Raw genomic sequence first — 19,255 nt, 5'->3', positions numbered from 1 at the left:
AAAGCAAGGGATCAGATTTTGTATAGAGCAGCTATTCCAAACTTATTTACGCTCGGAAATTTATATAGCGGATTTTTATCAATCGGCTATGCATCTTTAGGATATTATAAATCAGCTGCTATTTTAGTACTTATCGGGATGATGTTAGATAGTCTTGATGGTCGTGTTGCTCGTTTATTACGTGTTGATTCACAAATGGGAAAAGAGCTCGACTCGCTTGCAGATGTCGTAACATTTGGTGCAGCACCAGCTGTTTTAATGTATTACACATCTTTCTCAAACTACGGAATCATCGGATTATACATAGCGGGATTATTCCCTCTTTTCGGAGCATATCGTTTAGCACGATTTAATGTAACACCATCTTCTACTTCAATGAAATATTTCACTGGAGTACCGATTACAGCAGCGGGAGGGCTTGTTGCTTTCTTAACATTATTTTCACATACCATTCCAAAAATCGTTCTTATTACCGTATTTGTAACGTTCGCATTTTTAATGGTGAGCCGCATTCGTATCCCGAGTTTAAAAGATGTACCAATTCCACGATATAGCATCATTATTACACTATTTTTAGTTGGAATCATTATTACAATGTATCAAACAGGATTTGGAAATTTTTCTGTTTTCTTATTCATTGCCATTCCACTATATATTTTGTACATGTTATCTCAATTCATTAGACAAAGACCGTCTAAAAAAGCCAATAAAGAAAAATAAGAAAACCTTCCGAGTCCGGAAGGTTTCTTTTTATTTTGTAACTAATACCTTTTGATTTACAGGTGTTACTGGCTCTTCGCCGTTTAATACAGCTAAAATATTTCTGACAGCCATTTCAGCCATCGCATCACGAGTTTCAAATGTTGCATTCCCTACGTGTGGAGCAAGTACTACATTCTTTAATTCTTTTAGCTCTTCTGTAATTTTCGGTTCAAATTCAAACACGTCAAGAGCTGCTCCTTCAATTTCATTCGTTTTTAATGCATGAGCAAGTGCTGCTTCATTCATAATTGGTCCACGTGAAGCATTTACAATATACGCTGTTTTCTTCATCATTTTAAACTGCTCTTCATCAATCATATGATGTAATTTCGGATTATAAGCACAGTTAATTGTAATAAAGTCTGCTGTTTGTAATAATTCTTCCAACGTCACATACGTTGCTCCCAGTTCACTTTCAGCTTCAAGCTTACGATTTGGCCCTGTATATAAAACATCCATTCCAAATGCTTTCGCACGTTTTGCAACAGCCTTCCCGATTTCTCCAAGACCTATAATTCCGATTGTCTTACCATGGACTTCTCGTCCTAAGAAAAATAACGGTGCCCATCCGTTAAATCCAGTCGTACGACATAACGTATCCCCTTCAGGAATTCTACGCGCCGCTGCTAAAAGAAGTGCAAATGTTAATTCTGCAGTCGCTTCCGTTGATACTTTCGGTGTATTCGTAACTGCAATTCCTTTTTCGCCCGCATACGTGTAATCAATATTGTCGTAACCAGCACCATAGTTTGCAACAATCTTTAAATGAGGCGCTGCATCAATAACTTCTTTTGGCACCTTTGTCGAAAGTAAACTTAACAATGCATCTTTATCTTTTACACGCTCTGTTAATTCATCTATAGAAATTAACTCCTCTTTATTGTACATTTCTACATTATGATCTTTTAATAGTTCTAATCCAATTTCCGGAATTTTTCCCGCTACTAATATTTTTGCCACTACTAACACCTCTTCTATAGAAAATAAGACATCTCTTATATTTCATTGTAAGAAATCCACATATAAAAACCAAGGAATTTGATTATAGTTTTGAAAATCGACACTTTTCCATGAAAAAAGAGGAGATGCAACTCTCCCCTCTTCTTACGCTTTTTCCTGCGATTCTTTTCCAAGCTTCACATCAATAGTTCCTTCTGCAACCGTATCGCTAATTTGCTCCTCAATAACCGATTGAGATGCAGCATTCGTTTCAGAAGTATAAGCTTGTTGCTGTGCACCTTGTACATTTTGTTTGTTTTGTTGTTTCGCCATTTCTTACCCTCCTTTTCATTCTTTCTTATTTTGAACAAAAAGGACAGTTTTCATCAAAAAATTGCGTTTCATTTTGAATTTGTTACTTCTTCTTCAAGCGACCTCATTACTCTTGCTCGCTTCGTAAATGTTGCAACCTGAGTAACACCGTGAGCTCGTAATGTTTGTATATTTTCTTGTACATAATTCCCTAAATCATTTGGGTAATGGGCATCCGAAGAAATCGTAATTGGAACACCATACTTAGCTAATACTTGTAAATATAGTGGACTTGGGCACATTTCACGAACAGGATAACGATAGTATAATCCTGCATTTATTTCTGTTGCCGTATTCGTTTCTACTAATGCACAGGCAATTTCCTCATAATAAGAAAGCTGTTCATTCTCATCCAATCGATAATTAAATACCTTTATATTATCAAGATGAGCGATAATATCAAATAACTCGGTACGAATCGCACTCTCAACTGTTTTAAAAAACATATCATATAACGCGCGTAGGTCATGCACCTCAAAATATTCTTTCGTATCTGGATTATCAAATCCCCAGCCATTTAGAAAATGAACGGAACCAATTACATAATCAAAGTCTCCTAGCGCCAATAATTCTTTTAACTCTCCTTCACAACCAATAAAATAATCCGCTTCAATTCCAAGTTTAAGTGTGACACCTCTTTTCCCCCATCGTTCTTTCGCCTCTTCAATTGCCTTTGTAAAATCATACAGTGAAACTACCCTTACTTGATCTAACCATTCTTTCTGTATACGACCGAGCTTAGAATCACTAATATCTACATATTTTTCATAATATCCTTTTGCTTCATGAAAACGATATAGATGATCAACAATTCCCACTTCTTTTATTCCTTTTCGCACAGCTTCTTCTAAATATAGATCTATCCATTCTGTTGTAAATGGCCCTTCCTTCACACGCTTTTGCAAACGCTCTTGTGTTTTCATAAGCCAATCAATAGAATGTCTTTCTTGAAGCGGTTCATAACATTCCAACGCTTCATTTATTTTAGCAAGCCATCCTATTGAATACGGTCCTTCTTCTAAGTGAAGATGATAATCTACTTTCATATACATTCCCCCTTATAATGTATCTATTTCCCTTCTATCCCCAACTCTCGAAAGCTTTCCATTTCGTTCTTTCACCTCTCGCATCACATCTTCCAATGCAATATTTTTTTCAGCTAATAAAACGAAACAGTGATAAAATACATCAACCATTTCTTTCACTACTTCTTCTTTATCATTATTTTTACATGCGATAATTACTTCAGCACACTCTTCACCAATCTTCTTTAAAATTTTATCTTCTCCTTTTGAAAATAAATAATTTGTATACGATTCAGGAAGTGGGCTTCCCTTTCGTTCTTCAATTGTTTTATACAGCAACTTAAAGGCATTTTCCATATGTATCCCCCTATATAATTTGATAGTGAAAACATGTCTTCTCTCCCGTATGACAAGCAGGTCCTACTTGTTTCACATTCACAACAATTGAATCTTGATCACAATCTAAATATAAAGATTGCACATATTGAACATTCCCTGATGTTTCCCCCTTATTCCATAACGACTGCCTCGAACGAGAATAAAACCATGTTCTTTTCGTCTCTAACGTTTTTTTATATGCTTCTTCATTCATATAAGCTAGCATTAAAACGTCTTTCGTACCTTCTTCGATGACAATTGCCGGTATTAATCCTTTTGAAAAATTAGGTTTCATAACCGCACCTCAATATTTGCATCTCTTAATTTTCGCTTTACACTCTGCACTGTCGCCTCACCATAATGAAAGATGGATGCCGCTAACGCTGCATCAACCGTTGTCTTTTGAAAAACTTCTATAATATGATCCGTATGACCACAGCCTCCTGATGCGATGACTGGAATAGAAACACTTTTTGAAATTTCTTCTGTTAAACGAAGGTCATATCCGCTTTTCGTTCCATCTGCATCCATACTCGTTAACAAAATTTCACCTGCCCCAAGTTTAACAACACGCTTCGCCCATTCTATGGCATCCATTCCTGTGTCAACTCTTCCGCCGTTGACATATACGTTCCATTTACCTTCTGCTACTTTTCTAGCATCAATTGCCACGACAATACATTGTGATCCAAAGTGTTCTGCCCCTTCTTCTATTAACTTCGGGTTTCGCACTGCCGCTGAGTTTATTGAAACTTTGTCTGCCCCAGCTCTTAGTAAATTGTACATATCTTTCACACTTGATATCCCCCCGCCAACCGTAAGAGGAATAAATACTTTTGCTGCTGTTTTTTCTACAACATCTATAATCGTTTTTCTTCCTTCATGAGTCGCCGTAATATCTAAAAATACGATTTCATCTGCCCCTGCCTCGTTATATGCTTCAGCTATTTCAACCGGATCACCGACATCTTGTAATCCTATAAAATTTACACCCTTTACGACTCGCCCTTCTTTCACATCTAGACATGGAATAATTCGTTTCGCTAACATAACTTCGTTACCTGTAATACTTCTTCTAAATCAATCGTTTTCTCGTAAAGCGCCTTTCCAATTATGACACCATATATATTCATATCATTTAACTTTTTCACATCTTGAATAGATGCCACTCCTCCAGAGGCGATGAGACGAATGCCCACACTTTTTTGAAGTATCGCTAATTGTTCAAAATTTGGACCTGCAAGCGTCCCGTCTTTCGAAATGTCTGTAAACACAATCGTTTGAACACCTAAACTTTCCATTTGTTTCGCTAAACTAACGTAAGAAATTTCAGATAGATCAAGCCAACCTCTCGTTGCTACGAAACCATTTTTCGCATCAATTCCAACAATGATTTTCTCTTTATATAGACGAACTGCTTCCTCTAAAAATGACTTATCATAAAGAGCTGCTGTTCCTAAAATCACTTTTTCTACACCTGCTGACAATAACTTCTCCACCGTTACAAGTGAACGAATTCCTCCTCCCACTTGCACAGGAATACGTACCGCCTTGCAGATTTTTTCAATGACGGGCAAATTTAAAGACTCGCCAGCAATTGCACCGTCTAAATCAACAATGTGTAGTATTTCCGCTCCAAGCTTTTCAAATATGATCGCCTGCGCTACTGGATCTTCATTCATCACCGTTTCTTTACTAAACTCTCCTTGATAAAGTCTAACGCATCGTCCTTCTTTTAAATCGATAGCTAGGAAGATTTCCATGCTTCTACCACCCCTTGAAAATTTTTCAATATTTGCATGCCAATTTCGCCACTTTTTTCTGGATGAAACTGTGCACCAAATACATTTCCTTTCGCGACAAACCCTGGTACTTGCATTCCATAATCACTTACTCCGCATACAATTTCATCTGGACAATCCGCGTAATATGAGTGAACATAATACACGAAAGAACCATCCACTAATCCATTCCAAAGCGGAAATTCTCTTTCCTTCCTTAATTCATTCCATCCCATATGAGGAATTTTATACGAAACTTTTAACTTACGAATTTCCCCTGGTAGTAAACCTAACCCGCTACAATCTTTTAGTTCCTCACTTCGTTCAAATAAAAGCTGCATGCCCAAACATATACCGAGGAGTGGTTTTCCTATATCACAAACCTCTTTTAGTACACACACTAAATCTCTTTCTTCTAATACGTCCATCGCTTTCGGAAATGCACCTACTCCCGGTAAAATCACGCCATCGCTTCTCAATATCTCTTTTTTATCACTCGTTACAATGTACTCTGCGCCAATATATTTTAATGCTTGCTCTACACTGCGAATATTCCCCATTCCATAATCTATAATGGCAATCAATTACAACATTCCTTTCGTTGAATTTACACCAGTAATGTTGGCATTTTTTTCGACCGCTTCTCTAAGCGCTCTACCAAAAGCTTTAAATAATGCTTCAATTTTGTGATGTGTATTACTTCCGTATAGAACGCGCGCATGTAATGTAATATTGGCAGCATGTGCAACTGCTCTAAAAAATTCTTCCGTCAATTCTGTATCAAAATCCCCGAGCTTCGGATTTGTTAATTCCCCTTGAAATACACAATATGAGCGTCCACTTATATCAATTGCGACAAATCCTAAAGATTCATCCATCGGTACATACGCAGAACCGTAACGATTAATTCCCTCTTTGTTTTGCAATGCTTCTTTCAAGCAATTTCCGAGTACAATTCCAACATCTTCAACGGTGTGATGTGCATCGACAAATACATCACCTTCTGCTTCAACCTGCAATCCAAATCTTCCATGTCTAGCAAATAAAGTAAGCATATGATCGAAAAAACCAACCCCTGTTTGAATAGATACATTTGTACTTTCATCAAGCTGCAAATTTAATTTAATTTTTGTTTCTGTCGTCTCACGTGCTTGACTGGACTGACGCATTATTTTTCCTCCTCAAACCTTATTTGGATTGCTCTCGCATGTGCATGTAACCCTTCTTTATTTGCAAGCTCTACAATATGATGCTGTACATTTTTTAATGCTTCCTCCGTATAAGAAATAAAACTTGATTTTTTCACGAAATCATCGACTGATAACGGAGAAAAAAATCTTGCCGTTCCGCTCGTTGGTAATACATGATTCGGTCCCGCTAAATAATCCCCGAGCGGTTCAGGTGAATATGGCCCAAGGAAAATAGAGCCTGCATGTTTCACATAATCTAGAGCATTCATTGGTTCTTTTATATGTAACTCTAAATGTTCTGGAGCAATTTCATTTGATAACTTTAGCGCCTCCTCTAAAGAAGGAACGATAAAGATGGCTCCATTTCTATTTATTGATTCACGTGCAATTTCACTTCTTGGTAACGTTTCTAACTGTCTTTCTACCTCTTTTTCTACTTCTTTAGCTAGTTCCATATTCGTTGTAATACAAATCGCCGTTGCTCTCTCATCATGCTCTGCTTGCGATAATAAATCCGCTGCGATATATTTTGCATTACCTGTTTCATCCGCGACAACTACAATTTCTGATGGACCAGCAATCATATCGATATTTACTATTCCGTATACTTCTCGTTTCGCTAGAGCGACGTACAAATTTCCCGGTCCAACTATTTTATCCACTTTCGGAATCGATTCCGTCCCGTATGCTAAAGCAGCAATTGCTTGTGCGCCACCTATCGTATAAATTTCATCTACTCCCGCAAGATCTGCAGCAGCTAATATATGTGGATCAATTCCTCCTTTCCTCGGCGGTGTTACCATTACAATCTTTTTCACACCTGCGAGTTTCGCCGGCAATACATTCATTAATACTGAAGAAGGATATGAGGCTGTCCCACCCGGTACATATACACCTACATTTTCTAACAGCCGAATGAGTTGCCCTCTAATTATCCCTTTACTTTCACAATCGAATATTGAGTGCTTCTTTTGCTTTTCGTGATACGAAACAACGTTTTTCTTCGCCTCTTTTAAAGCTTCTAAAAATGAATTCTCTACAAACATACTCGCTTGCTGTATTTCTTCTTCACTTACACGAAAATTTTTCATCTCTACACCATCAAACTTTTTTGTATAGAAAGATAAAGCCTCATCTTTCCCTTCCCTTACATGTCTAATGATTTCTCTTACACTTCTTTGAACAGTTTCTTCTATTATATTAGCGTTTTCTCTTAGCACTTTTATTTTAGATAATGCCTCCTTAAATTCTTCATAAATGATTTCCATTTTAAATCCTCCTATTTCCCTGATAAGATTTCTTGCTCCATCATATTTATAATGCTGAATATTTCGTCTTTTTTAGTTTTTAAGGCTGCCTTATTTACAATCATCCGAGCCGATATAAAGTACATTTCCTCAAATACAATGAGTCCATTCTCTTGTAATGTTTTTCCTGTTTCAACAATATCTACAATCGCATCTGCCAATCCAAGAAGAGGAGCGATTTCTACAGAACCTTCTATCTTAATAATTTCTACATCCTCTCCCTTATCATGAAAATAAGTAGAAGTAATATGGGGGTATTTCGTAGCGATTCTTTTCTTCCGGTAACTCTTCGGATTATACGTAGGAATAGAAGCAACACAAAACTTACAAATCCCCACTCCTAAATCCAGCATTTCATAAATATCTTTCTCGTTTTCCATTAAAATATCTTTTCCAACGATGCCAATATCAGCTACCCCATGTTCTACATAAGTAGCAACATCAACCGCTTTTACTAAAATAAATGAAACATTTGTATTTTTACTTTGAAATACAAGCTTCCGACCTTTATTTTTGAGCTCGGAACAATCAATTCCAATCTGCTCAAAAAGTGGAATGACATGTTTTTCTAATCTTCCTTTCGTTAACGCAATTTGAATGTTACGCATGAAGCCTCTCCTTCTTTCTGGACTACCCATTTCTCATTCCATACATATTCCACTAAGTATTCATTCTTTGCCTCAACGACCGTTCCTATTTTATTTTTTCTTGCAAATTGAAAGGTATCGCTTAAATTAGAGAATAGAGATAACCAAGCATTTTTCCCATCCTTTCGAAGTAAATTTCGTAACCTTTCTGCTTCCGCTAATCTATTTAACTCATAATGAATCACAATATCAATTTGATTTCGTTCATATGGTTCTTGCTGCTCTTGCAGCGCCTTCACAATTTGATTTACTTGTACCGCGAGTCCAACAGCTGGCAGCATTTCTCCAAAATTCCCAATTAGCTCATCGTATCTTCCGCCACTAACGATTTCTTCTCCAATTTCATATATATATCCTTTGAAAATAACACCCGTATAGTAATCTAAGTGTTGAATCATGCCCAAATCAATTGATATGTAAGAACCATATCCTAACGTTTCAATTGTTTCATACATTTCTTTTACTCTTGCAATTGCCATTTTCATTTCATTACTTGAAGCAAGCTTTTCTGCTTCCTCAATAACTTCTAAATTTCCAAATAGCCTTGGCAATTTCTCAAGTAATCTTACTGTCTCATCGCATCGATCTAATTTCTTTTCTCCGATAAAATTTGAGAGGGCAGCATAATTTTTACTTTCTATATACGTTCTAAGTACCCTTTCTTCTTCATCCTGGATGGAGAGTTTTTTTACAATACATTTATATAACTGTACTTGCCCAATCTCAATTGTAAAAGATTGCACCTTCAACTTTTGAAGTGCTTGAATGACACTTATTACACATTCAATTTCAGCTCTTACATTATCAATCCCGATAACTTCAATACCACTTTGTACGATTTCATTATATTTTCCAGAATGGGATTCATTCGCTCGAAATACATTCCCGCTATACGTCACTTTAAGTGGCGTATCCCATCTCTGTGTTCCAATAACTCTCGCTAAAGGAATTGTCATATCTGGACGTAAAACGATAATCCTTCCCTTTTCATCAAAAAATTTATACATCTTCTCTTCATCTATCGGTCTATTTTGAAATGCAAAAACATCATAAAATTCAATTGTAGGTGTTCTTATTTCCTCATAACCTCTCTCTAAAAAAGTAAGCCTTAATTTTTGTTCTACTTCTTCAATTAACGTACATTCTTCGAATAAATAATCTCTCGTTCCATTCGGGTTTGCTCGTTTCCATTTTGTCATCTAAATTTTCACACCTTTCCCCTTCTAATGTATGCCTATTTCATTCCCCTAAGCCGAAAATAAAAAGAGCCTTGTAGACAAAATACCTACAAGGCTCTTCAGTAGAGTGTAGGTACAACGGGAATAACCCTTGTACCTACACGTTTTCACGCTAGGTTCAAGGGTTTCATGTATGATGATGTAGTTGTGTAAGCATTGTAATAGATTGCACGATATTCATAATACTTACTCCCTTTCTCCTCTGATTTTCACATAGTATATAACAGTTAATTTTGAATGTAAATACATTTTTAATATTCCGTCATTTTTTTAATGTAAAGCCACTTTTCTTTCATACTCTTTTATTTCTTGTTCATATTGCATTGTAATACTAATTTCATCTAAAGCATTTAATAACTTCTCTTTCCACATTTTCTCGATCGTAAAATGGAATCTATGCGTATTCGTTGTTATTATTTCATTTTCTAAATCAACTGTAATTTGTTCCCTCGCATCTGTTTTAGCAAGTTGTTCACGCATATCTTTATCCATTACAATCGGTAACATGCCATTCTTCATACAATTCATATAAAAGATATCGGCAAATCCTCCAGCGATAATAACACGGAAACCATAATCAGCAAGTGCCCATGGAGCATGTTCTCTTGACGAGCCACATCCAAAATTATCACCTGTGATTAATATGCTGGCTCCTTTTCTTTCTTGTGCATTAAGCGGGAAATTAGGGTTTTCTTGGCGATTATTATCATATCGCCACTCATCAAATAAAAACTTCCCAAACCCAGTTCTTTCAATTCTCTTTAAATATTGCTTCGGAATAATTTGATCTGTATCAATGTTATCATTCATCAGTACTGCGGCAGTACCTTTATGAATACGAAATGGCTCCATCATAACTCTCCTTTCTAATATCAACAAAATGACCATATAACGCAGCCGCTGCCGCCATTGCCGGGCTAACTAAATGCGTTCGTGCTCCCTTTCCTTGTCTTCCTTCAAAATTGCGATTGGACGTAGAGGCACAATGATCTCCTTCAGGCACTTGATCTGGATTCATACCTAGACACATTGAGCATCCGGGCTCTCTCCATTCAAATCCAGCTTCTTCAAATATGCGATGTAATCCTTTATGCATCGCTGCTTCTCTTACCCTTTGAGATCCAGGTACAACAAGTGCTCGCACACCTTCTTTTACTTTTTTACCTTTCACGACAGATGCAGCAATTTCTAAGTCAGAAAGCCTGGAATTTGTACAAGATCCAATGAAAACATGTTGAACTGGAATGTCATACGTACTTTGTCCGGGACTCAATCCCATATAAGAAAACGCTCTTTCGTCATTTGCATCATGCTTTTCTGGCAATTTCTCATCAATCCGAACACCCATACTAGGATTTGTTCCCCACGTAACGTACGGCGCTAAATCTGTAACATCTACTAGAATATGTAAATCATAAATTGCATCTAAATCTGTATAAAGTTCTGACCATTTTTCCTTAATAGATTCATAGTCTTTCGGCGCATATTTACGCCCTTTTACGTAAGCAACCGTTTTTTCATCTGGTGCAATAATGCCAGCCTTTGCTCCCCCTTCAATTGCCATATTGCAAAGCGTCATCCTCTCTTCCATATCCATAGCATGAATGGCCTCTCCGTAAAATTCCATTACGTAACCTGTTCCAACTGCTACTCCGTACTTTGAAAGAAGGTGTAAAATAATATCTTTCGCATAGACACCTTGCGGTAACTTTCCTTTTAACTCAATGCCCATCGCTTTCGGCTTTCGTTGCCATAACGTTTGCGTTGCCAATACATGTTCCACTTCACTCGTACCAATACCAAACGCTAGTGCGCCAAAAGCACCGTGTGTTGCTGTATGACTATCACCACAAACAATCGTTTTTCCTGGCTGTGTGAGTCCAAGTTCTGGTCCTATTACATGAACGATCCCTTGCTCTTCATCTCCGATATCCGCTAATCGCACCTGAAATTGTTTACAGTTTTGCCGAAGTGTATCTAGTTGCTGCTTCGCAATGCGGTCGGTAATATTCCAAACATCTTTCGTTGGAATATTATGATCCATCGTTGCAAATGTTAAATCTGGTCTGCGGACTGTTCGATTTGTAAGCCGCAAGCCTTCAAAGGCTTGCGGTGACGTTACTTCATGAACAAGATGTAGATCGATATATAATAAATCCAATCCATTTTCATTAGTCGCAACTACATGTCTTTCCCAAAGCTTATCTAGTAACCTTTTTCCCATTATCTTCCTCTCCCTACTAACGCTTGCTCTTCCATTTCTTGAATAACTGCCTTTGTAAATGAAGTTGTCGTTTCAGTCCCCCCGATATCTGCTGTACATTTCCCTGATTTAAGGACTGCAGAAACTGCTTCTTCAATTGCATATCCTTCTCTCGTTAATCCGAACGATTGCCCAAGCATCATTGCAACAGAACGCATCATCGCAATTGGATTCGCCTTATTTTTCCCCGCAATATCCGGTGCTGATCCGTGAATAGGCTCATATAATGAAGGTCCCTTTTCAGCGTGACTTGCTGATGGAAGCATTCCTAATGATCCAGCTAATACTGAAGCCTCATCACTTAAAATATCACCAAATAAATTTTCCGTTACAATAACGTCAAATCTTCCTGGATTCCGAATTAATTCCATAGCTGCTGCATCTACTAAAATGTGTTCTACTTCCACATTTGGGTAGCGAAGTGCTACTTCTTCTGTCACAGTTCTCCATAATTTACTAGACTCTAAAACATTCGCTTTATCAATAGATGTTACTTTTTTCTTCCGCTTATTTGCTAATTGAAAAGCATACGAAACGATACGTTCAATTTCATGGCGATGATACGTAAGTGTATCTGTCGCCACTTCTTCCGTTCGCTCTTTCGGATAAGAAAAATAAATTCCGCCTGTTAATTCACGAACGACAACGAAATCAATTTCATCAGCGTTTTTTAATGGTGATAAATGTGCAGTTGCACTTTCTACCGTTACAGGGCGAACATTCGCAAATACACCGAGTCCTTTTCTTAATGCTAATAATCCTTTCTCAGGCCTTTCTTTCGCACTATCCCACCTTGGTCCACCTACTGCTCCAAGTAAAACCGCATCACTCGCTAAACAGGCGGCAAGTGTTCGCTGTGGTAATGGTTGCCCAGTTAAATCGATAGCAATACCACCAAAGTACTCATCTTGCAAATGAAAATGATGTCCATATAGCCTTTCTACCATATGCAATACTTCCTTCGCACTCTCCATTACTTCTGGACCGACACCATCACCAGCTAAACAAACGATACGTTTTTCCATTTTTAACACTCCTTTTAACTGAATTTTCAGAACTTTAATTTGATAGGTGAGGAAAGCTTCTCTCACCTATCAATTATTTATTTCACAAGCGCTATAAGAGATTTTAATTTCCCTGCTGCATGGACATAAGCCCTCGCCGACGCTTCCAATACGTCTTGCGCAACTCCGAAACCTGATATTTGGTGACTACCTTCTTTTAATTCAACATGAACGTGAGCAAGTGCATCTTGACCTTGTGTAATAGATTGTATGCGATAATCTGCCAATTCACATTCTAATCCTAAAATTCTTTGAATCGCATTGTATATCGCTTCAATACTACCAGAACCAGTGGCTGCATCTTCATATACATTTCCTTCCTCATCCTTCAGCACAACTGTTGCGCATTGTGTACTATTTGATACGAAATGCACTTGTAATTGCGTAATGTTATATTGCTGGGCTGCAAATGCTGCTTCACCAAGCATAATTGCGCGTAAATCTTCCTCAGTAATTTCCTTTTTACGATCCGCCAATTTTTTAAATGCTTCGAATGCCGCATCTCGCTCTTCATTTGTAAATTCATAACCAAGCTCTTTCATTTTTTCCGTAAACGCATGACGGCCAGAATGTTTCCCAAGTACAAAGAGATTTTGAGATTCTCCTATAAGCGCTGGTTCGATAATTTCATAAGTTGTTACTTCTTTTAAAACCCCATCTTGGTGGATGCCTGATTCATGAGCAAATGCATTCGCTCCAACAATTGCTTTATTTTTCGGTACAACCATACCCGTTAACCTACTTACTAATGTACTCGTCGCCTTAATTTCTTTTAAAGTCATCGAAGGTTCTGCTTTATAAAAATCTTTTCTAATATGAAGAGCTACTGCAACTTCTTCTAACGCTGCATTCCCTGCTCTTTCTCCAATGCCATTAATCGTTCCTTCTACTTGCACTGCTCCCCCTTCAACCGCAGCTAACGAATTTGCTACTGCCATACCAAGATCATCGTGACAATGACAAGAAAAAATCGCTTTTTCATATGATGGAACGGATTCTTGTAAGTATTTAAAAAGAGAATAATACTCTTCCGGATTTGTATATCCAACTGTATCCGGAATATTAATTACATTCGCTCCTGCTCGAATCGCAATTTCTACTGCTTCAGCTAAAAATGCTCTCGATGTTCTTGTCGCATCTTCTGCAGAAAATTGTACTGTCGGAAATAATGATTTTCCGAGCGTAACCGAGCGATGAATACTATTTAACACATCTTCTTTTGACATACAAAGTTTATATTTCATATGAATATCACTCGTAGCTAGAAATACGTGTAGACGAGGAGATACAGCGCCTCTCACAGCTTCATATGCTCTTCGAATGTCACTTTCTTTCGCTCTAGCTAAACTCATAACCGTAGCGTTTTGAATTGTATTCGCGATGCGTTTTACCGATTGGAAGTCACCTTCGGAAGCTGCCGCGAATCCAGCTTCCATTACATGAATACCAAGCCTCTCTAATTGCCTAGCAATTTGTAACTTCTCTTGTTCATTTAAATTTACTCCTGGTGATTGTTCGCCATCACGAAGCGTTGTATCCATGAACAAAATCTGCTTCATATTATTTAATCCCTACCTTTACTCGCGGCTGTACGAAAGGCATCATTTCACGTAATTTACGTCCTACTACTTCGATTTCATGTTCATTCTCTTTCTCATTTGTCGCGTGGAAATTTGGTCTTCCTGCTTTATGCTCTGCAATCCAGCCTCTTGCAAATGTACCATCTTGAATTTCTGCTAATACTGCCCCCATCGCTTTCTTCGTATCTTCAGTAACAACGCGTGGTCCTGATACGAAGTCTCCCCACTGCGCTGTATCTGAAACTGAATATCTCATATTTTCAAGTCCACCTTCATACATAAGGTCAACGATTAGCTTCAGTTCATGTAAACATTCAAAATATGCAAGTTCAGGCTGGTATCCCGCATCAACTAACGTTTCAAATCCTGCTTTTACAAGTGCAGTTACTCCGCCGCAGAGTACAGCTTGCTCTCCAAATAAATCTGTTTCTGTTTCTTCTTTAAACGTCGTTTCTAATACACCAGCTCTCGTTGCTCCAATTCCGTCAGCATAAGAAAGTGCTTTTTCAGTCGCAACTCCTGTTGCATCTTGATATACTGCAAATAATGCAGGAACAGCCCCTCCCTCGGCGAACGTACGGCGTACGAGATGCCCCGGTCCTTTTGGCGCTACTAGAAATACATCTACATTAGCTGGTGGTTTTACTTGATCAAAGTGAACATTAAATCCATGTGCGAACACGAGAGAGTTTCCAGCCTGTAAATTTGGTGCAATTTCAGCTTCATATACTTCTGGTTGTAATTCATCAGGTAATAGAATCATTACTACATCAGCTTTTTCCGCTGCTTCTGCTACTGTATATACAGAAAACCCATCTTCATTCGCTTTATCCCAAGACTTACCTTTTCTTAAACCTACTACTACATCAAATCCGTTATCACGTAAATTTTGCGCATGCGCATGACCTTGCGAGCCATATCCGATGATTGCTACTTTCTTTTCCTTTAATACATTTACTGTTACATCTTTCTCATAATAAACTTTTGCCATTTTCATTTCCCCCTATATTTAAATGATTATTGAATTAACATAACTTGCTTATCTTGTTTTTTCATACTACGTGTAAATGCTGTTACACCTGTTCTAGCAATTTCTTTTAAACCGTATGGACGAAGTAATTCAATTAACGCTTCTACTTTATCTTGCGTACCTGTTACTTGCACAACTATGGAATCCTTCCCAACATCTATTACAGCGGCTCGAAATGGTTCAATTAAACTATATAATTCTGCCCTCGCTACAGAAGTTGCTACTTTAATAAGAGCAAGCTCTCTAGCAATCATTGCTTCTTCTGTAATATCTGATACTTTCAGAACATCGATTTGCTTATGAAGTTGTTTAATTAACTGCTCAACTTGCTGTTCACTTTCAACGTGTACAACAATCGTCATTCGCGATATATCTGATGATTCTGTATGACCTACTGAAATACTTTCAATATTAAAATGTCTTCGTGTCATAACCCCTGTAATTCGGTTTAACACACCACTTTGATTTCGAACTGTCGCTGTAACAATTCTCTTCACCCTTTTTCCACTCCCTCCATTTGGTGAACACCTTTTCCTGGTGCAACCATCGGCATAACCTTCTCTGATTGAAGTACACGACAATCGATTACGACTGGCTCTTGTAATTCGATCGCATGCTGGATTTGCTTCTTTGCAAGAAGTGGATCGTCAATACGAACACCTTTTATACCATACGCATTCGCAAGAGCGACGAAATCTGGTTGGCATGGCAATAAAGAATGTGAATATCTTTGATTGTAAAATTCATCTTGCCATTGTCTTACCATTCCTAAAGCTTCATTATTTAAAATAAATACTTTAACGGGTAAAGCGTGTTCTTTTAATACACTTAATTCTTGCAGAGTCATTTGAAACCCAGCATCACCAACAATTGCAATAACTAGTTCATCTCTCTTTGCAATTTGCGCACCGATTGCTGCTGGAAATCCGAACCCCATCGTTCCTAATCCGCCAGAAGTTACCCATTTATCTGGATTTTTCAACGGATAGTATTGTGCTGCCCACATTTGATGTTGCCCAACGTCTGTTGTTACAATCGCTTCTCCTTTCGTGATTTCATATAGCATATCAATCGCGTATTGAGGTTTAATACTTTCAGAATTTCGTTTATAAGAGAATGGATACTTTTCTTTTCTACTCTTTAATAAAGAGAGCCATTCATGATGATTTTCTTTCTTTCCTTCTGATTGAAGCAATACTTCTAACGCCCGCTTAGCACTTGCAACAATAGGAATCTCTGTTGGCACATTTTTCCCGATTTCTGCTGGATCAATATCGATATGTGCAACAGTCGCCCCTTTAGCAAAAAAAGCTAAATTCCCAGTAAGACGATCGTCAAATCTCGCACCTATATTAATGAGTAAGTCGCATTCATATAACGCCATATTGGCTGTGTAAGAACCGTGCATTCCCCCCATCCCTAGAAATAGCCCATCATCTGGCGGAAAACCACCAAGTCCAAGTAACGTATGCACAACAGGGATTTCATATTTACGGGCAAAACTTGTCAATTCTTTCGAAGCTTTCGCATGCAGTATACCTGCTCCAGCTAAAATTAACGGTTTTTTTGCGGTTTCAATTGCTTGTAGTAATTTGTTTATTTGAAGTAGATTCGGTTCATAATTAGGGTTATATCCTGGTAAATCCATTTGTACATTGCTACATCGCTCACCTTTCTCGACTACCATATCTTTCGGAAGGTCAATAACGACTGGTCCTGGTCTTCCTGTTTTAGCAATATGAAATGCTTCTTTAATAATTCGAGGTAAATCTGAGGCCTTTCGCACTTGATAGTTATGTTTTGTCACTGGCATCGTAAGTCCCATAATATCCGCCTCTTGAAAAGCATCGCTCCCAATTAACGTTGTTGCTACTTGGCCTGTAAATACTACAAGTGGCAATGAATCAATCATCGCATCCGCTAGACCCGTAATTACATTTGTAGCACCTGGTCCACTCGTTGCAATTACAACCCCTGGGTTCCCTGTAATTCTGGCATACCCTTCAGCAGCGTGAATTGCCCCTTGCTCATGCCTTGTTAAAATATGCGGAATTTCACAATCATACAGTGCATCATAGAGAGGTAAAACGGCACCACCCGGATAACCGAAAATCACTTTTACGCCTTCCTTTTCTAGCGCTTCTAACAATAGCTGTGCACCAGTTGCCAGTTTCTCTTCCGTTTTTGAAGACATTGTTCTTATAAGCCCCCTTTTTCAAACTTTTATACAATAAAAAAATCCTACGTCCACACTCCAGCTATGTGCTGAAGGGACGAAAGATTTCGCGGTACCACCCTTCTTTGCAAGAATACTCTTGCCTCAGTGATCCATAAATGGATCTAGCTAATAACGGAGCTACCGTCTAAGCCTAGACAAATGCTTTAGCTCAGCACTCAAGGGCGATGTTCGTCGACGTGAACCATCGGTTTTCAGCAACCACCGACTCTCTGTGAGGCTTCACAATCAACTACTCCTCCCTATCAACGCTTTCTTATGTTAAAAAAGTTGTTATCCAACTTTATTTTCTTCGTAAATTTTCTCTCCATCTTCTACAACTAACTTACGAAACTCTTCTAATAAACGGTTCGTATGTGGACCTGTTTGCCCTAAGCCAATCGTTCTACCATCTACTGTCGTAACAGCAATAACTTCAGCAGCTGTTCCTGTTAAAAACACTTCATCAGCTACATATACATCATGTCTTGTAAATAACTCTTCTCTTACATCATATCCAAGTTTTTCGCCGATTTCTAAAATGGCGTTTCGTGTAATACCTTCTAACGCTCCAGCAGAACTTGGTGGTGTAATTAATTTATTTCCTTTAACAATAAACACGTTATCTCCTGAGCCTTCAGCTACATATCCTTGATCATTTAACATAAGTGCTTCTTGTACTCCAGCTAATTTCGCTTCAATACGAACTAAAATATTGTTTAAGTAATTTAAAGATTTTACTTGAGGGGATAAAACATCGGGACGATTTCGGCGCGTTGCAACTGTTACAACTGGAATCCCTTTCTCATAATATTCTTGTGGGAATAAAGATAATTGTTCTGCAATTACTACTACATTCGGCTTCTTACATGAATCGGGATCCAATCCAAGATTTCCTGCTCCTCTTGATACAACAACGCGAATGTATCCATTAGATAATTTATTTTGTCGAATCGTCTCAACAACAATATTTGTTACTTCATCTAATGAATATGGAATTTCTAAAAGGATTGATTTTGCTGATTCATACAACCGGACAAGGTGCTCTCTCAAACGGAAAACATTACCGCTATAAACTCTAATTCCTTCAAACACTCCATCGCCATATAAATAGCCATGATCATATACTGAAACTTTTGCCTCATCTTTTGGAACAAATTCTCCATTTAAGAAAATCCATTGCTCATTCACTAGAAGCGCCTCCTATGTTCTATGAATTTTTTATTGTTTCCTAGTTTACTCTCCTTTCTAAATAAATCAAGTGAATTTTTAGAAAATTTATAATTTTTAATCGGACGTACTTCTTTACTTATATTGATTTAACAACATTGTTAACGTTTACAAAAAGTCAAAAAATTTTTTTCGCCAATTTCCACTAAAAAAATATTTGTTTAAAAGAAGGATTTTCATCAATTGATGCGAATCTATTGTATTCAATAAACGGACGTCCGATTTTATAAATCC

21 protein-coding genes and 1 other annotated feature are annotated in these 19,255 nt (G+C 37.7%); of the genes, 1 reads left to right on the top strand and 20 read right to left on the bottom strand.

Going from position 1 to position 19,255, the window contains the following annotated elements; genetic code table 11:
• Positions 1–18 precede the first annotated feature (18 nt).
• A complete protein-coding gene (gene pssA / locus MHH55_RS01370; protein ID WP_000285417.1) occupies positions 19–720 on the top strand; it encodes a CDP-diacylglycerol--serine O-phosphatidyltransferase in 702 nt (233 codons plus the stop codon).
• A gap of 30 nt (positions 721–750) precedes the next feature.
• Here pssA and MHH55_RS01365 read toward each other — a convergent pair whose 3' ends face one another.
• The 20 genes from MHH55_RS01365 to ilvE all read right to left on the bottom strand — a co-directional run bounded on the left by MHH55_RS01365 (position 751) and on the right by ilvE (position 18,982).
• Positions 751–1,722 carry an NAD(P)-dependent oxidoreductase gene (locus MHH55_RS01365; protein ID WP_001062858.1) on the bottom strand — a complete coding sequence of 324 codons (972 nt, stop codon included), beginning with the start codon at positions 1,720–1,722 and terminating at the stop codon, positions 751–753.
• Positions 1,723–1,866: 144 nt separating this feature from the next.
• Complete coding sequence (locus MHH55_RS01360) at positions 1,867–2,034, bottom strand: YozQ family protein (RefSeq protein WP_001118878.1); 168 nt, start codon at positions 2,032–2,034, stop codon at positions 1,867–1,869.
• Between the two features lie 68 nt (positions 2,035–2,102).
• Positions 2,103–3,119 carry a histidinol phosphate phosphatase domain-containing protein gene (locus tag MHH55_RS01355; protein WP_000861836.1) on the bottom strand — a complete coding sequence of 339 codons (1,017 nt, stop codon included), beginning with the start codon at positions 3,117–3,119 and terminating at the stop codon, positions 2,103–2,105.
• 12 nt (positions 3,120–3,131) lie between these two features.
• Positions 3,132–3,455, bottom strand: coding sequence for a phosphoribosyl-ATP diphosphatase (gene hisE, locus MHH55_RS01350; protein ID WP_000426358.1), 324 nt, complete (start codon positions 3,453–3,455; stop codon positions 3,132–3,134).
• Positions 3,456–3,465: 10 nt separating this feature from the next.
• A complete protein-coding gene (gene hisI / locus MHH55_RS01345; RefSeq protein ID WP_000803956.1) occupies positions 3,466–3,771 on the bottom strand; it encodes a phosphoribosyl-AMP cyclohydrolase in 306 nt (101 codons plus the stop codon).
• The gene (hisF, locus tag MHH55_RS01340) at positions 3,768–4,526 is read right to left on the bottom strand and encodes an imidazoleglycerol phosphate synthase cyclase subunit (RefSeq protein WP_000880108.1); all 759 of its coding nucleotides are present in this window, start codon (positions 4,524–4,526) and stop codon (positions 3,768–3,770) included. Before hisF ends, hisI begins: the two co-directional genes overlap by 4 nt.
• Entirely contained in the window at positions 4,520–5,239 is a 720-nt protein-coding gene (hisA, locus tag MHH55_RS01335; protein WP_078186274.1) for a 1-(5-phosphoribosyl)-5-[(5-phosphoribosylamino)methylideneamino]imidazole-4-carboxamide isomerase, read from the bottom strand. Before hisA ends, hisF begins: the two co-directional genes overlap by 7 nt.
• Positions 5,224–5,841: an imidazole glycerol phosphate synthase subunit HisH gene (hisH, locus tag MHH55_RS01330; protein WP_078186275.1), complete on the bottom strand. Its 618-nt coding sequence runs from the start codon at positions 5,839–5,841 to the stop codon at positions 5,224–5,226. Before hisH ends, hisA begins: the two co-directional genes overlap by 16 nt.
• Positions 5,842–6,426: an imidazoleglycerol-phosphate dehydratase HisB gene (gene hisB / locus MHH55_RS01325; RefSeq protein WP_001249949.1), complete on the bottom strand. Its 585-nt coding sequence runs from the start codon at positions 6,424–6,426 to the stop codon at positions 5,842–5,844. It lies immediately after the preceding gene.
• Positions 6,426–7,715 (bottom strand): histidinol dehydrogenase, encoded by a 1,290-nt coding sequence (hisD, locus tag MHH55_RS01320; RefSeq protein WP_078186276.1) that lies wholly within the window; start codon positions 7,713–7,715, stop codon positions 6,426–6,428. Before hisD ends, hisB begins: the two co-directional genes overlap by 1 nt.
• Before the next feature lie 11 nt (positions 7,716–7,726).
• The gene (gene hisG / locus MHH55_RS01315; protein WP_001244493.1) at positions 7,727–8,362 is read right to left on the bottom strand and encodes an ATP phosphoribosyltransferase; all 636 of its coding nucleotides are present in this window, start codon (positions 8,360–8,362) and stop codon (positions 7,727–7,729) included.
• Positions 8,338–9,600 carry an ATP phosphoribosyltransferase regulatory subunit gene (locus MHH55_RS01310; RefSeq protein ID WP_000170298.1) on the bottom strand — a complete coding sequence of 421 codons (1,263 nt, stop codon included), beginning with the start codon at positions 9,598–9,600 and terminating at the stop codon, positions 8,338–8,340. The genes hisG and MHH55_RS01310 overlap by 25 nt, the downstream gene beginning before the upstream one ends.
• Positions 9,601–9,909: 309 nt before the next feature.
• A complete protein-coding gene (gene leuD, locus MHH55_RS01305; protein ID WP_078186277.1) occupies positions 9,910–10,491 on the bottom strand; it encodes a 3-isopropylmalate dehydratase small subunit in 582 nt (193 codons plus the stop codon).
• Positions 10,469–11,863: a 3-isopropylmalate dehydratase large subunit gene (gene leuC, locus MHH55_RS01300; RefSeq protein WP_078186278.1), complete on the bottom strand. Its 1,395-nt coding sequence runs from the start codon at positions 11,861–11,863 to the stop codon at positions 10,469–10,471. The genes leuD and leuC overlap by 23 nt, the downstream gene beginning before the upstream one ends.
• On the bottom strand, positions 11,863–12,927 hold the full coding sequence (gene leuB, locus MHH55_RS01295; RefSeq protein ID WP_000415365.1) for a 3-isopropylmalate dehydrogenase: 1,065 nt from the start codon (positions 12,925–12,927) through the stop codon (positions 11,863–11,865). Before leuB ends, leuC begins: the two co-directional genes overlap by 1 nt.
• 77 nt (positions 12,928–13,004) lie before the next feature.
• Positions 13,005–14,525, bottom strand: coding sequence for a 2-isopropylmalate synthase (leuA, locus tag MHH55_RS01290; protein WP_000809600.1), 1,521 nt, complete (start codon positions 14,523–14,525; stop codon positions 13,005–13,007).
• A 1-nt stretch (position 14,526) separates the two neighbouring features.
• Positions 14,527–15,537 (bottom strand): ketol-acid reductoisomerase, encoded by a 1,011-nt coding sequence (gene ilvC, locus MHH55_RS01285; protein WP_001151740.1) that lies wholly within the window; start codon positions 15,535–15,537, stop codon positions 14,527–14,529.
• 26 nt (positions 15,538–15,563) lie between these two features.
• On the bottom strand, positions 15,564–16,073 hold the full coding sequence (gene ilvN, locus MHH55_RS01280; RefSeq protein WP_000822952.1) for an acetolactate synthase small subunit: 510 nt from the start codon (positions 16,071–16,073) through the stop codon (positions 15,564–15,566).
• Positions 16,070–17,770, bottom strand: a complete 1,701-nt coding sequence (gene ilvB, locus MHH55_RS01275) for an acetolactate synthase large subunit (protein WP_000095868.1) — start codon at positions 17,768–17,770, stop codon at positions 16,070–16,072. Before ilvB ends, ilvN begins: the two co-directional genes overlap by 4 nt.
• A gap of 72 nt (positions 17,771–17,842) precedes the next feature.
• Positions 17,843–18,070: a binding site (T-box leader), on the bottom strand.
• A 15-nt stretch (positions 18,071–18,085) separates the two neighbouring features.
• Positions 18,086–18,982: a branched-chain-amino-acid transaminase gene (gene ilvE / locus MHH55_RS01270; protein WP_078186279.1), complete on the bottom strand. Its 897-nt coding sequence runs from the start codon at positions 18,980–18,982 to the stop codon at positions 18,086–18,088.
• Positions 18,983–19,255 lie beyond the last annotated feature (273 nt).

It is taken from the genome of Bacillus sp. FSL K6-2944 (assembly GCF_038005385.1).
Classification (GTDB): Bacteria; Bacillota; Bacilli; order Bacillales; family Bacillaceae_G; genus Bacillus_A; species Bacillus_A cereus.
The sequence above is the reverse complement of the archived record's forward strand: the minus strand, read 5'-3'. Positions and strand labels throughout refer to the sequence as shown.

What these genes read in the sequence shown, in the direction of transcription:
- leuA (WP_000809600.1), bottom strand. Translation starts at nt 14,525, where the DNA reads ATGAAGCAGATTTTGTTCATGGATACAACGCTTCGTGATGGCGAACAA.
- ilvC (WP_001151740.1), bottom strand. Translation starts at nt 15,537, where the DNA reads ATGGCAAAAGTTTATTATGAGAAAGATGTAACAGTAAATGTATTAAAG.
- hisF (WP_000880108.1), bottom strand. Translation starts at nt 4,526, where the DNA reads ATGTTAGCGAAACGAATTATTCCATGTCTAGATGTGAAAGAAGGGCGA.
- hisB (WP_001249949.1), bottom strand. Translation starts at nt 6,426, where the DNA reads ATGCGTCAGTCCAGTCAAGCACGTGAGACGACAGAAACAAAAATTAAA.
- hisD (WP_078186276.1), bottom strand. Translation starts at nt 7,715, where the DNA reads ATGGAAATCATTTATGAAGAATTTAAGGAGGCATTATCTAAAATAAAA.
- leuB (WP_000415365.1), bottom strand. Translation starts at nt 12,927, where the DNA reads ATGGAAAAACGTATCGTTTGTTTAGCTGGTGATGGTGTCGGTCCAGAA.
- hisI (WP_000803956.1), bottom strand. Translation starts at nt 3,771, where the DNA reads ATGAAACCTAATTTTTCAAAAGGATTAATACCGGCAATTGTCATCGAA.
- hisA (WP_078186274.1), bottom strand. Translation starts at nt 5,239, where the DNA reads ATGGAAATCTTCCTAGCTATCGATTTAAAAGAAGGACGATGCGTTAGA.
- hisE (WP_000426358.1), bottom strand. Translation starts at nt 3,455, where the DNA reads ATGGAAAATGCCTTTAAGTTGCTGTATAAAACAATTGAAGAACGAAAG.
- MHH55_RS01310 (WP_000170298.1), bottom strand. Translation starts at nt 9,600, where the DNA reads ATGACAAAATGGAAACGAGCAAACCCGAATGGAACGAGAGATTATTTA.
- leuC (WP_078186278.1), bottom strand. Translation starts at nt 11,863, where the DNA reads ATGGGAAAAAGGTTACTAGATAAGCTTTGGGAAAGACATGTAGTTGCG.
- MHH55_RS01360 (WP_001118878.1), bottom strand. Translation starts at nt 2,034, where the DNA reads ATGGCGAAACAACAAAACAAACAAAATGTACAAGGTGCACAGCAACAA.
- MHH55_RS01355 (WP_000861836.1), bottom strand. Translation starts at nt 3,119, where the DNA reads ATGAAAGTAGATTATCATCTTCACTTAGAAGAAGGACCGTATTCAATA.
- hisG (WP_001244493.1), bottom strand. Translation starts at nt 8,362, where the DNA reads ATGCGTAACATTCAAATTGCGTTAACGAAAGGAAGATTAGAAAAACAT.
- ilvB (WP_000095868.1), bottom strand. Translation starts at nt 17,770, where the DNA reads ATGTCTTCAAAAACGGAAGAGAAACTGGCAACTGGTGCACAGCTATTG.
- leuD (WP_078186277.1), bottom strand. Translation starts at nt 10,491, where the DNA reads ATGGAGCCATTTCGTATTCATAAAGGTACTGCCGCAGTACTGATGAAT.